Below are 12,224 nucleotides of genomic sequence, written 5' to 3' on the forward strand. Positions count from 1 at the left end.
ATGCCCAAATCCGGTTCGACTTGGAAGATAACCCGCCGCGCCGCGCTCGCCGGCCTCTCGGCCAGCGCAGCGCTGCTCGCCGCACCCCGGCTCGGCCGCGCCGCGGACGAGACGATCCGCATCGGCTTTCCGACTCCGCTGACCGGGCCGTTCGCGGCGGAAGCGCGCGATCAGGTCAAATGTGCTGAGCTGGCGGTGAAACTCGTCAACGACAAGGGCGGCGTTGCCGGCCGCAAGGTCGAACTCCTGGTGCGCGACGACAAGCTCAATGCCGGTGAAGCCGCGACCCGCACGCTCGAGCTGATCGAGAAGGACAAGGTTCACGCGGTGGTCGGCGCGCTCTCCAGCGCCGTGCAGCTCGCGGTCAACGAGGTCACCCGCGCCCGCGGCGTGATCTACGTGTCGATCAGCCAGTCCGACACCATCAACGAGGCCAAGGATTTCAGCAAATACACCTTCCATGAGGCGCTCAATCCGCACATGACGACAGCCGCGGTGGCGCGCCAGACCCTGAAGAAGGGCATGAAGGTCGCCCATCTCGTCGCCGACTATGCCTACGGCCACGAGATGCTGCGCGGCTTCAAGCGCGCTCAAGCGGCGATCGGCGCGGACAACGTTGGAGAGATCCTGCATCCGTTCGGCGCCGCGGACTACTCGACATTCATGCCGCGCCTGATGTCGATGCGGCCGGATGTGCTGTGCATCTCAAATTTCGGCCGTGACCAGGCCAATGCGATCAAGCAGGCGGTGGATTTTGGCGTCAAGCAGCAGATGAAGATCGTTGTCCCGGTGATCCTGCACAACCAGCGCCTGGCCGTCGGCCCCGACGTGTTCGAGGGTGTGATCGGGGGAGCCAATTACTACTGGGGCCTCGAGGCGCAAAGCAAGTCGGCAGCGGCTTTCAACGCAGCCTTCAAGGCGGCCAATGGCGGCGCGATTCCGACCGATTACGGCGCCTATGGCTACTCAGGCGTTGCCTCGCTCCTGCTCGCGATGCAGGCTGCCGGCGGCACCGATACCGACAAGGTCGTCGAAGCGCTGGAGAAGCTGAAGTACGACCTCACCAAGGGCCCGCAACACTACCGCAAATGCGACCACCAGTCGGTGCAGTCGGTGCTGGTGCTGGAGTCCAAGAAGAAGTCGGCCATGACAGGCGAGAGCGACCTGTTCGCGATCCTCGCCAGCGATGCCGGTTCCGAGGACATGCTGCGCAGCTGCAGCGAGCTCGGCCACGCGACCTGAAGCCTGTCAAGATGGATCTGTCGCTTATCATCATGCAGCTTCTCTCCGGGGTCGCCCTTGGGGCGGTCCTGGTGATCACTGCGCTTGGGCTGACGATCGTGTTCGGCATGCTGGGGGTGGTCAACTTCGCCCACGGTGCGCTGTTCATGGTCGGGGCCTATGCGGGACTGTATCTGGCGTCGCTCACCGGGAGCTTCTGGTGGGGTCTGCTGCTTGCTCCCGTCCTGATCGGCGCCTTCGGCATGCTGATCGAGCTCGTCCTGATCCGCAGGCTCTATGGACGCTCAATTGACGATCCGCTGCTGCTCACCTTTGGGCTCAGCTACATCCTGGTCGAGGGCGTACGCATTGTGTTCGGCAGCGATGGTATCCCGTTTCCAACCCCGCCGCAGCTGATCGGTGTGGTCGATCTCGGCATCGGTTTCTTCCCGCGCTACCGTCTGTTCGTTATCGTGCTGGTGGCGGTGGTGCTGCTGGCGCTCTGGCTGACGCTGGAAAAGACCCGCGTCGGCCTGATCGTGCGTGCCGGCGCCCGCGACCCCACCATCATGCAGGTGCTCGGTGTCGATATCGGCCGGGTCTGGCTCGCGATCTTTGGGCTCGGGGTGGGGCTCGCCGCGCTTGGCGGCGTGCTCGCCGGGCCCATGCGTAGCGTCAATCCGGAGATGGGCTCGCTGGTTCTGGCGGAAGCCTTCGTGGTCACGGTAATAGGCGGGCTCGGCTCGATTGTCGGCGCGGTCGTCGCCGGCCTCATGGTCGGCATATCCATCAGCATGGTAGCGCTGTTCGCGCCTGAGATGGCGACCATCGTCATGTTCGCGCTCATGGCTGTGGTGCTGCTGATCCGCCCGCAAGGCCTGTTCGGCGTGAGAGGGAGGACGGCGTGACGCACCCTTCGAGCGGCGAGGCGGTCGCCAAACCCTCACCCGGCGGGCTCGGCCGGGTTCTCGACCAGCGGGTGCTGCTGTCCATCGCCGTGCTCGCCCTGCTACCCTGGCTGCTGCCGTCAAAAGCGCTGGCCGTCAACGTCCTGATCTACGGTGTCGTGGTGATGGGCTACAATTTGCTGTTCGGCTATACCGGATTGCTGTCGTTCGGCCAGGCGGCCTTCTTCGGCGCGGGCGCCTACTTCACCGGAATCGCGATCGGTCGCTACGGCGTGCCCTGGTTCGCCGCGGTGCCGGCCGCGGTCTTGCTCAGCACCTGCCTCGCCGCCGCAATCGGCCTCGTCTCGACGCGCACCCGCGGCATCTACTTTTCGATGGTCACGCTCGCGCTGGCGCAGCTCGTCTACTACGTCGCACTCCAGGCGGCGTCCTTCACCGGCGGCGAAAACGGCCTGCGCGGCTTTACCGTCGACCGCATCAGCCTGCTCGGCTTTCAGGTGAATTTCCTCGACCCCGTCAACAAATACTACGTGCTGATGGCCTTCGCGGCACTGGCGATGTGGTTCCAGTCGCGCATCCTGAATTCGCCGTTCGGCGCCGTCATCGAGGCAATCCGCGAGAACGAGCAGCGGGCGCGCGCCTGCGGCTATGACGTCGAACGCAGCAAGCTGGTCGTGTTCATGCTATCGGGCGCGATCTCATCGCTCGGCGGCTGCATGCTGGCGTTGCATCTGTCGATCGTGCCGCTGGACATCCTGCACTACCAGACGTCCGGCATGATCGTGATGATGGTGCTGCTCGGTGGCGCCCGCAGCTTCTTCGGGCCGTTCGTTGGTGCCGCCAGTTTCCTGATCCTGGAGGACGTGATCTCGCTCTGGACGCCGCATTGGCAGATCTTCGTCGGCGCGATCTTCGTGCTGTTCGTGCTGTTTCTGCCCAGGGGTATCTGGGGCACGCTTCTCGATGCCATGGGCAGCGGAAAGGCGCGGCGATGAGCGGCGAGCTGCTTCGCGCCGAAGGCATCGGCAAACGTTTCGGCGGCTTCGTCGCGCTGGAAGGCATCACTCTTTCGTTCGCAGCCGGCCAGCTCACCTCGATCATTGGGCCGAACGGCGCCGGCAAGAGCACCTTCTTCAACATCCTCTCGGGAGTGTTGACGCCGAGTTCGGGCAAGCTGCACTTCAGAGGACGGGAGCTGAATGGCCTGCCGCAGCATCGCTTCGTCCATCAGGGCATCTCGCGCTCCTACCAGATCACGAACATCTTTCCGGATCTGTCCGTGCATGAGAATGTGCGCGTAGCAGCCCAGGCGCTGATCGTGAGCTACGATATCTTGCGAAACCGCGCGCAGCTGGTTGAGCTCGGTGCGCGCGCAGACGCTGCGCTCGACGCTGTCGGGCTGCTGACCAGGCGCAGCGAACTCGCAAGATTCCTGTCGCACGGCCAGCAGCGCGCGCTGGAGATCGCGATCGCGCTGGTCTCGGAGCCGGAATTGCTGTTGCTGGACGAGCCGACCGCCGGCATGGGCCCGGAAGAAACCAAGGACATGGTCGCTCTGCTCGAACGTCTCGCCGACAAGCGCACCGTGCTCCTGGTGGAGCACAAGATGAAGATGGTGCTGGGGCTCAGCAAGCGCGTCGTGGTGCTGCATCACGGCCGTTTGCTGGCCGACGGCGCGCCGGATGAGATCCGGAGCAATCCGGAAGTTCGCCGGGTCTATCTCGGACAGAGTGAGGGCTATGGCTGAGACCGCGTTTCTCCAAGTCGACGATCTCCATGCCTGGTATGGCGCCAGCCATATCCTTCATGGCATCACCCTGCATGTGGACCCGGGCGAAGTGGTCGCCCTGGTCGGCCGCAACGGCGCCGGAAAGACGACGACCTTGCGCGCGATGATAGGCCTGATGCCGAAGGCGACGGGGCGCGTGCGCTTCGCAGGCAGGGAACTGTTGCCGCTCCGCGCGCATCAGCGCTTCCATCTCGGCCTCGCCTACGTTCCCGAAGAGCGCCGCATCGTCCCCGGCCTGACCGTCCGAGAGAACCTCCGGCTCGGCCTCGTCGCAGTCGGCTCCGATATCGAGGAGCGCGCGGCGATCGACGAGATCGCCGAAACCTTTCCGCGCCTGAAGGAGCGCCTCGATCAAGAGGGCGTGACGCTATCGGGCGGCGAGCAGCAGATGCTGGCGATTGCGCGCGCGCTGATCGCAAAGCCCAAGATGATCCTGCTGGACGAGCCCTCCGAGGGCATCATGCCCGTGCTGGTCGAGGAAATGGGCGTTCTGTTCCGTCGCTTGCGCGACGAGGGCAAGACGCTGCTGCTAGTGGAGCAGAACGTCGAATGGGCGCTGCGGCTCGCCGATCGCGCGGTGATCATCGATCAAGGCGAGGTCGTGCATCAAAGCAGCGCAGCGGCACTGCTCGCGGACAGAGATATCCAGGAGCGGTACTGCGCGGTGTGATCTCAGGCGACGACCTTTGCTCCGTTGGCTTCAAGGCGCCGGTCTTCTTTCGCGAGATACGCGCCAATTGCCTCGGCCGGCATGGGCTTCGCAAAATAGTAACCTTGAATGAAGTCGCAGCCCAGGCGGCGCAGGCTGTCGAGCTGGGCGCGGGTTTCGACGCCCTCGACGACGCAGGCGATCTCCATGTCGTCGCAGAGGCCGGTGAGCGACTTGATGATCTTGTGGCTCACCGGATTTTCGTTAATGTCGGAGACGAAGCTGCGGTCGACCTTGATCTTGTCGAGCGGTAGCCGGTGCACGTGGCTCAGGGACGAATAGCCGGTGCCGAAATCGTCCAGCGAAACGCCGCAGCCCATCGCCTTCAACGACGCAATCGACTGCTGTGCGCGCACGAAGTCGAAGGTCACGGCGGTCTCGGTGATCTCGAAGTCGATCCGATGTGGCGCTAGCCCGCTTTTCTCGACGATGGAGATCAGCGGCAGGATGCCCTCTGCGGCGCAGACATCATGGGCGGAGAGGTTGAACGATAGACGGATGTGATCGGGCCAAGTTCTGGCAGTCGCGAGCGCGCGTACCAGTAGCGCCTGGGTCAATGGCCGGATCAGACCGATACGCTCGGCGGCGGGAATGAAGTCGGCCGGGGAAACTAGGCCGAGACGGGCGCTGCGCCAGCGCGCGAGGACCTCGAAGCCGGCGGTATGCTCGCTCATGGCGTCGACGATCGGCTGGAACACAAGATCCATCTCGCTACTGAAATCGGCCGTGCGCAGCAGGTTCTCGATGACACCGCGGCTGCGGATCTCGGCCTCGAGCGCGCTCGAGAAGATCACGGTGCGGCCGCGCAAATGTCGCTTGGCGTGATACAGCGAGTAGTCGGCGCACTCATAAAGCGCCTCCGACGTCGTCGCGGAGTCCGGGAACGATGCGAAGCCGATCGAGCAGGACAGCCCGGTATGGGCCGTGTCGAGTTGGTAAGGCAGCCTGACCTGGCCGCCGATGCGTTCGCCGAGCCGCATGAGGTCGGCGTCGTCGGGATCGCCGCACACGACGAGGCCGAATTCATCGCCGCCAAGCCGGGCGAACTCCACGCGCTGTGGGCCGAAGCCCTCGCAGACCTCACGGATGCGCTGGCCCGCCTCGATCAGGACGCGATCGCCGACCGAATGGCCGTAATTGTCGTTGACGGGCTTGAAGCCGTCGAGGTCGATGATTCCGACCGCAACGCGAACTTTCCTGCGCTCGGCATCGGCGAAGGCGCTCGACAGCTCGGCGAAGAAGCGGCGGCGGTTCGGCAACTCGGTGAGCGAATCGAGATTGGCCAGGCGGAAATTCTCGTCCGAGAGCGCCTGCGTCGCTGCCTGCTGCGCAAGCAGCGACTTGCGGCTGGCGACGAGATCGGCGAAGTCGCGATAGTAGATGAACAGCACCGTCACCATCGCGCCGGAGACCAGGAGGTTGTTGACGGCGATCGCCTTCAACGTCGGCTCGCCCGTTGCGAAGAAGAACAGCACATAGGGCACGTCAACGATCAGCGTCACGATCAAGGCCGGCGAGCGCAGATGCATCAGTGAAAAGATGCAGCCGATCACGGTGACCGCCATGTAGAATGCGACCTGGCTCTTGGCGAAGGGGTCGCCGTAGGGGTAGAGCGCAAAGGACCAGGCGGTGAAGCCCGCCCCGATCGGCAAGGTCAGCCAGTTGGTGGTGCGCAGATTGCGCAGGATGTCGCCGTCGCTGCGCACGAGGTGACGCTGACGCAGCCACCAGAAGGTCCGCAAGCCTGCGAGCACGGTCAGCACGCTCGGCACGATGATCGTCAGCCAGTCCGGCGCCACGTTCACATAGGTGTAGGCGACCGCGATCGTGTTGCTGATGAGGATGAAGTAGAGCAGCGGGATCTGCTTGGAGAACGCGTCGAACTGCGCGCGCGTCAGATCCGGATTGTCGGCCGGAACGCGAAACAACCGCATGGCGGCGGCAAGATAAGACTTCAAATCAATAATCGGCATGAAATATGGGCCCCGCTCTTCTAAAAAACGCCGGCGATCTTGCACGGCGGGGGTAAAGGGCGGGTTAGATCGGGCCTGCGCGGGACGCCAGCGCAGGTTGCGCGCTACCTCAGGATTTTCCGGCGCCGTGCATGTGGTGAGGCCGCGTTAAGGATATCCGGCGCCATGGCCAAGTGTTTCGGGCACAATTTCGCCTGCCGCAGCTACGGCCTGCTAACCATGGCTGCCAGCACGGCGCAGGGGGGAAGTGCGCATGCGATCACCAAGGCAGGGACATCAGCCTAGTGTGTCGCGCCGCTGGTCGCAGAAAAAGGATCAGGCGAGAACGGCTTGGCGCTCCCGCGTCGGCTCGCGGACTCGCTCGGTGTTCCTGGGTTCGACGAGCCGCGTAAAGCTGCGGTTGCCCGGCTGTGCGGGTGCCTCGACGATGACGCCCTCGCAGACGATCTGTCCGCCGAGCATCTTGAACTCCAGCTTGTCGTAGCGCGGCATAGTCTCGCCGGCCGCCGGCGGCAGTAGCCCGATGCTTCCCTGGATGTTCAGCGCGGCCTCGCCTGTGCCGTGAAGCCGCGGATTCCACATCCTGATTCCGGTCTCGGCCCAGCGCTGCCGGATCAGCGCGGTGCGATCCGTCGGTTCCGCGGGCCGCGCGCGCACTTTCGGTGCATTGCGCATCTCCGGGGCAGGAGGCTCGTGCGCTGGAGCCGGTTCGATCTCGCCAACGCGGGCTGGCTCGTTTGTCTCCGGCGCAATGGCTGTAGTGAGAGGAACATCGCTCGCGGAGGTCTGCGCGATCTCGACGATCAGCACTGGTTCGCTGTCGGGATTGGCTTCGACCGCGACGCTGTCGGCCTCGACGAGGAGCACCGGCATTGTCTCGACGACAACCGATTCGAAATCGGTGGAAACCTCGGGTGAGGAAACTGCCTCGAGGATGACGTCGGGGAGAATAGTCGAAGCGGTCGCGCCGTCCGCTGATGAAGCCACAATCTCTTCTGCGAGGACGGAGTCAACCTCTGCGCAGTTGCCAGCGGGCGCTTCATCGTCGGCAGCGATGGCGAGGTCAGAGACTGCAGTTGGTTCGTTCTCCGCTTCGGCCGACGAAGCTAACACCTCTGCGGCGACTGGTGTCGTCGCGGGTGTCTCGATTTCCGTCGCTCGATCCGAAGATGAGACGTCGCTGACGCAGATATCGGTGAACGGTTTCTCCGCGACGACGGACGCAGCCGCATCCTTCTCTGGGACCGGAGCCTCGGTGGCGAAGTCAGCGTCACGCACCGGAGCGCTGCTGACCTCGGGGATTGGAGCTGCATCAGTGGAAGTGGTGTCCTCAATGATGGCCGGCGAAGCGTCTCTGTCGGTCGGCGCGACCTCAATATTGCCGCTGTGCGGCGAAGGCCGAAGTCGGGCAAAGGCCCAGTCTACCGCAGGGATGCGGCGCAGCAACGATATCAGTCTCGAAAGCACTGGGAGTTGTCCAAGAGGTACTCGGCGTGAGGCAATCGCTGATTCGTCAGCAATGCGAAAACCTGCCCCGGCCGTCACACCCGTGTCAATGTTGGGAAGACCAATTGCAGAACATCCCCCGCGCCCGGCGCGCGGGGTTTATTTCAACTCTGCTTTGCTTCGCGATGCCGGCGATTGACATGCTGCTTGGCGTGGAAGGGAACGGACATCCCTCCGGCTTTCGATCGTCAGATCATTTGCCGGCGCCGGCGCCTCCAGAACCTGCGCTGCCGCCAGCCTGACTGCCCATATTGTTCGCGTTGCTGCCGCCGGCCGAGGGCGATTGGGCGCCCTTGCTGTCGCTGGCCTCGTTCTGCATGTTCGACGAACGTCCCGTCGTCATTCCCTTCGTCCCGGGGCCCCGTGACGAAGGACCAACATCGCCCTGAGTTCCGGGAGCAGGTTGTGTCTGCGCGAAAGCACCACCTGTCGCCAGCGCCATGATGCATGCGGATGCCAGGATGATCTTTTTCATCGGACTCTCCTTGATTACGTCCCCAGACAACCCGCTTGCACCAACGACGTTCCTGCCGACGCGCGCCAGCCCTTTGCATCAATTGTCGTTGCTGCCTAAGGTCGGGGTTCCAGTCCTCAACGCCAGCGGCTATTGAGGACCTCATTGTCTTGCTGAGGACGCGCATGAGAAAACTTGCCACCGTCGGAGCGGTCTTGCTCTGGTCCACCATCGCATTCGCACAGGATCGCACTATCACCGTAGCCTCGACCACCTCGACGGAGCAGTCGGGGCTGTTCGGCCATCTGCTGCCGTTGTTCGCTAAGGCTGAGGGCATCAGCGTGAAGGTCGTCGCGGTCGGCACCGGCCAGGCGCTGGATATCGGACGGCGAGGGGATGCCGACGTGGTGTTCGTCCATGACCGGCCCGCCGAGGACAAGTTCATGTCCGAAGGACAGGGCGTGAAGCGCTTTGACGTCATGTACAATGACTTCGTCATCGTCGGGCCAAAGAGCGATCCTGCGCGGATAACGGGCAGCAAGGATGTGGTCGATGCGCTGCGCAAGATCGCGGCGGCCAAGGCGCCGTTCATCTCGCGCGGCGACAAGTCCGGCACGCACGCGGCCGAACTGAGGTTATGGAAAGAGGCGGGTGTCGACCTCAACTCCGGCAAGGACAGCTGGTACCGGGAGATTGGTCAGGGCATGGGGCCGGCGTTGAACATGGCATCGTCGTCGAACGCCTATGTTCTGTCGGACCGCGGCACCTGGCTGTCGTTCAAGAACCGCGGCGAGCTCGCCATCCTGACCGAGGGCGACAAGCGGCTCTTCAATCAGTACGGCGTCATGCTGGTGAATCCTGAAAAGCATCCGAACGTGAAGGCGAAGGACGGAAAGGCCTTCATCGACTGGCTGGTTTCGCCGAAGGGGCAGGACGCGATAGCCGGCTACAAGGTCGGCGGCGAGCAGCTATTTTTCCCTAACGCGTCCCACTAGCACGAACGCGACGGTCGACACCGCGACGCTGAGTGCAAGCAGGATCAATCCGAGACCCAGCGCCAGTGGCAGGTCGCCCTTACTGGTTTCGAGAGCGATCGCTGTCGTCATCGTGCGCGTGAAGCCGCGGATGTTGCCGCCGACGATGATGATGGCGCCGACTTCCGCAATGGCTCGCCCGAACGCCGCAAGAAAGGCGGTCAGCAGCGAGGTCCGGCCCAGCGCGAATAGCAGGGCCATGCTGCGGAGGGCTGACAGTCCGTCGATCCGCGCCAGATCGCCGTACTCCGCCCACAGCAGGCTCGCCGGCCGGTGCACCAGCGCCACCACGATTGGCGTGGCCAGCAGCGTCTGCGCGATCACCATGGCGGCCGGGGTGAACAACAAGCCCGCCGCCCCGAGCGGGCCGGACCGCGACAGCAGCAGATAGAGGACGAGCCCGACCACGACCGGCGGAAGGCCGAGCAGCGCATTGGTCAGCACGATGACGACTTGCCGGCCGCGGAAGTGCGTGATCGCCAGCAGGGCGCCGAACGGGGCGCCGATCAGCAGCGCCACAATGCTGGCCGTCAGGCTGACCCGTACCGAGAGAGCGACGATGCCCAGCAGCTCGGCGTCGGCGTTGCCGATCAGCGTGAAGGCGGCCCCGATGGATCGCGCGAAATCGTTCATCCGGCCTGACGCTGTTGCGCCGGCTCGATGCCGGTGATCCTGGTCACGTCCATCGCGAAATCCTTGGTCCTCGGCAGCCCGCCCTGACAGCTTCGGTCCACCTCGGCGGCAGGCCGGGCCGTCCACGCACATTCACGGACGGCAACTGCACCGGTTCTCGCCGCTGCGGTCGCCACAATCAAGGGGGCGAAATTCAGTGGAGCTCGGGGTGCGCTATTGTCCCCTGGGCAGGGCGCCCGAAGCCCGGCCATCATCAGGGTGCTCTGGGGGCCCCCGGGCCAAGTCCCGGCAGTTTTGGGCAGAGAGAGCCCGAATCCTGGCGCGGCGCGGCCGTGAGTGGCTTTATTCTGCCGGTGGATGCACTAAGGAGAGGACGGGATCAGGTCGCACCCGCCCGGGGGCGGTGCTAGACCCTGATGCAGGAACATGGGCCGGGCCGCTCCTGGCTCGCCCGCAAAGATGAAGGATGTGACGCAATGATCCAAACCGTTGGCATCATCGGGGCAGGGACCATGGGGAACGGCATCGCGCAGGTCTGCGCGGCGGCCGGGCTTTCGGTCGTGATGGTCGATATTTCCGATGCGGCGGTGAACCGCGGACTTTCGACCGTCGGTGGCAGCCTCGAGCGCCTGGTCAAGAAGGAGAAGATGTCGGCGGCCGAACGCGAAGCGACGCTCAAGCGCATCACCGGCACGACCGATCGGGCAAAGCTTTCGGATTGCGATCTCGTCATCGAAGCCGCGACCGAGAACGAGGAGCTCAAGGTCAAGATCCTCAAGGACCTCTGCGCCACGCTGTCGCCGCGCACCCTGGTCGCGACCAACACCTCGTCGATCTCAATCACCAAGCTCGCCGCCGCAACGGATCGTCCCGACCGCTTCATCGGCATGCACTTCTTCAACCCGGTGCCGGTGATGGCATTGCTCGAGCTCATCCGCGGCCTGCAGACCTCCGATGACACCCATGCCAAGGCGCTGGACTTCGCCAAGCGCGTCGGCAAGGTGGCAATCACTGCCAAGAACAGCCCGGGTTTCGCTGTCAACCGCATCCTCTGCCCGATGATCAATGAGGCGATCTTCGCGCTCCAGGAAGGGATCGCGACGGCAGAGGAGATCGATGCTGGCATGAAGCTCGGTTGCAACCATCCGATCGGCCCGCTGGCGCTGGCCGATCTCGTCGGGCTCGACACCATGCTTTCGGTGATGGAGGTCTTTTATAGGGGCTTCAACGACCCCAAGTATCGACCGGCGCCGCTGCTGAGGGAGATGGTCGATGCCGGTCATCTCGGCCGCAAGACCGGGCAGGGCTTCTACACCTATAGCGCCTGATCAAGGCATCGGCGGCGGGCGTGCCAGTCCGCCGCCAGATCCCGCAATTTGCGCTGCGACAAAGACGCCGTGCGCAATTGGCCCGACAATGCCGAACGGGCGCGTGCGGGAACAATGAACGGATAGCAGAGGACATGTCGGATCGATTGAAGGCCGAACGCGAGGCGGCGGCTGCGCGGCGGAGCCTGTTAACCCAGGATGCGATCGAGCGCACCGGGATCACCGAGGAGATGATCGGGGAACTCGTCACCCGCTTTTATGGACGCGTGCGCGAGGACGCGCTTCTGGGGCCGGTGTTTGCCGTCGTCCAGAACTGGGACGAACATCTGGCCAAGCTCCGGGATTTCTGGTCGTCGGTCGTGCTGATGAGCGGGCGTTATCATGGCTCGCCTATGCGGGCGCACCTGCCGCTGAGCCTGGCCGGCGATCATTTCGACCGCTGGCTCGATCTGTTCGAGCAGACCGCGCGCGAAGTCTGCCCGCCGACAGCAGCTGCGCTCTTCATCGACAAGGCGCGGCGCATCGCCGACAGTTTCGAGATGGCGTCAGCAACGGTCGCAGGCCGTATCGCATCGCCGCGTCACGTGCTCAGGTCGTGAATACAAGGAGCCCTCCTGACAAGCGTGCGGCTCGCGCCGGCCGATGGCGCGTTGCACCAATTCCAGCAGC

Annotated in this window: 12 protein-coding genes; 8 read left to right on the top strand and 4 right to left on the bottom strand. The window is 64.2% G+C overall.

Annotated features, from left to right (window positions below):
- From ASG57_RS18285 to ASG57_RS18305, 5 genes are read left to right on the top strand one after another with little or no spacing between them, the layout of a single operon-like run.
- Positions 1-1,242 carry an ABC transporter substrate-binding protein gene (locus tag ASG57_RS18285; protein ID WP_024342581.1) on the top strand — a complete coding sequence of 414 codons (1,242 nt, stop codon included), beginning with the start codon at positions 1-3 and terminating at the stop codon, positions 1,240-1,242.
- A gap of 11 nt (positions 1,243-1,253) precedes the next feature.
- A complete protein-coding gene (locus tag ASG57_RS18290) occupies positions 1,254-2,129 on the top strand; it encodes a branched-chain amino acid ABC transporter permease (protein ID WP_024342580.1) in 876 nt (291 codons plus the stop codon).
- Positions 2,126-3,124 (top strand): branched-chain amino acid ABC transporter permease, encoded by a 999-nt coding sequence (locus ASG57_RS18295; protein WP_024342579.1) that lies wholly within the window; start codon positions 2,126-2,128, stop codon positions 3,122-3,124. Before ASG57_RS18290 ends, ASG57_RS18295 begins: the two co-directional genes overlap by 4 nt.
- Positions 3,121-3,876, top strand: coding sequence for an ABC transporter ATP-binding protein (locus ASG57_RS18300; RefSeq protein WP_057196928.1), 756 nt, complete (start codon positions 3,121-3,123; stop codon positions 3,874-3,876). Before ASG57_RS18295 ends, ASG57_RS18300 begins: the two co-directional genes overlap by 4 nt.
- Positions 3,869-4,588, top strand: coding sequence for an ABC transporter ATP-binding protein (locus tag ASG57_RS18305; protein WP_057196929.1), 720 nt, complete (start codon positions 3,869-3,871; stop codon positions 4,586-4,588). The genes ASG57_RS18300 and ASG57_RS18305 overlap by 8 nt, the downstream gene beginning before the upstream one ends.
- Positions 4,589-4,590: 2 nt before the next feature.
- On the opposite strand, the gene ASG57_RS18310 is transcribed toward ASG57_RS18305, so the two are convergent.
- The 3 genes from ASG57_RS18310 to ASG57_RS18320 all read right to left on the bottom strand — a co-directional run bounded on the left by ASG57_RS18310 (position 4,591) and on the right by ASG57_RS18320 (position 8,581).
- The gene (locus ASG57_RS18310) at positions 4,591-6,600 is read right to left on the bottom strand and encodes a putative bifunctional diguanylate cyclase/phosphodiesterase (protein ID WP_057196930.1); all 2,010 of its coding nucleotides are present in this window, start codon (positions 6,598-6,600) and stop codon (positions 4,591-4,593) included.
- Positions 6,601-6,915: 315 nt separating this feature from the next.
- Positions 6,916-8,067: a hypothetical protein gene (locus ASG57_RS18315; protein ID WP_230646694.1), complete on the bottom strand. Its 1,152-nt coding sequence runs from the start codon at positions 8,065-8,067 to the stop codon at positions 6,916-6,918.
- Between the two features lie 232 nt (positions 8,068-8,299).
- Positions 8,300-8,581, bottom strand: coding sequence for a hypothetical protein (locus tag ASG57_RS18320; protein WP_057196931.1), 282 nt, complete (start codon positions 8,579-8,581; stop codon positions 8,300-8,302).
- Positions 8,582-8,745: 164 nt separating this feature from the next.
- Here ASG57_RS18320 and ASG57_RS18325 point away from each other — a divergent pair, with 164 nt between their 5' ends.
- Positions 8,746-9,555, top strand: a complete 810-nt coding sequence (locus tag ASG57_RS18325; protein WP_057196932.1) for an ABC transporter substrate-binding protein — start codon at positions 8,746-8,748, stop codon at positions 9,553-9,555.
- On the opposite strand, the gene ASG57_RS18330 is transcribed toward ASG57_RS18325, so the two are convergent.
- A complete protein-coding gene (locus tag ASG57_RS18330; protein ID WP_057196933.1) occupies positions 9,529-10,227 on the bottom strand; it encodes an ABC transporter permease in 699 nt (232 codons plus the stop codon). The two genes, ASG57_RS18325 and ASG57_RS18330, sit on opposite strands and share 27 nt — an antisense overlap.
- Before the next feature lie 476 nt (positions 10,228-10,703).
- On the opposite strand from ASG57_RS18330, the gene ASG57_RS18335 reads away from it, so the two are divergent.
- Entirely contained in the window at positions 10,704-11,555 is an 852-nt protein-coding gene (locus ASG57_RS18335; RefSeq protein WP_057196934.1) for a 3-hydroxybutyryl-CoA dehydrogenase, read from the top strand.
- A gap of 134 nt (positions 11,556-11,689) precedes the next feature.
- Positions 11,690-12,154 carry a group III truncated hemoglobin gene (locus ASG57_RS18340; RefSeq protein ID WP_024342570.1) on the top strand — a complete coding sequence of 155 codons (465 nt, stop codon included), beginning with the start codon at positions 11,690-11,692 and terminating at the stop codon, positions 12,152-12,154.
- Positions 12,155-12,224 lie beyond the last annotated feature (70 nt).

Source organism: Bradyrhizobium sp. Leaf396 (assembly GCF_001424605.1).
GTDB lineage: Bacteria > Pseudomonadota > Alphaproteobacteria > Rhizobiales > Xanthobacteraceae > Bradyrhizobium > Bradyrhizobium japonicum_C.

Coding starts and splice junctions, on each gene's coding strand:
- ASG57_RS18290 (WP_024342580.1), top strand. CDS start 1,254: ATGGATCTGTCGCTTATCATCATGCAGCTTCTCTCCGGGGTCGCCCTT.
- ASG57_RS18300 (WP_057196928.1), top strand. CDS start 3,121: ATGAGCGGCGAGCTGCTTCGCGCCGAAGGCATCGGCAAACGTTTCGGC.
- ASG57_RS18320 (WP_057196931.1), bottom strand. CDS start 8,581: ATGAAAAAGATCATCCTGGCATCCGCATGCATCATGGCGCTGGCGACA.
- ASG57_RS18305 (WP_057196929.1), top strand. CDS start 3,869: ATGGCTGAGACCGCGTTTCTCCAAGTCGACGATCTCCATGCCTGGTAT.
- ASG57_RS18325 (WP_057196932.1), top strand. CDS start 8,746: ATGAGAAAACTTGCCACCGTCGGAGCGGTCTTGCTCTGGTCCACCATC.
- ASG57_RS18335 (WP_057196934.1), top strand. CDS start 10,704: ATGATCCAAACCGTTGGCATCATCGGGGCAGGGACCATGGGGAACGGC.
- ASG57_RS18330 (WP_057196933.1), bottom strand. CDS start 10,227: ATGAACGATTTCGCGCGATCCATCGGGGCCGCCTTCACGCTGATCGGC.
- ASG57_RS18285 (WP_024342581.1), top strand. CDS start 1: ATGCCCAAATCCGGTTCGACTTGGAAGATAACCCGCCGCGCCGCGCTC.
- ASG57_RS18310 (WP_057196930.1), bottom strand. CDS start 6,600: ATGCCGATTATTGATTTGAAGTCTTATCTTGCCGCCGCCATGCGGTTG.
- ASG57_RS18340 (WP_024342570.1), top strand. CDS start 11,690: ATGTCGGATCGATTGAAGGCCGAACGCGAGGCGGCGGCTGCGCGGCGG.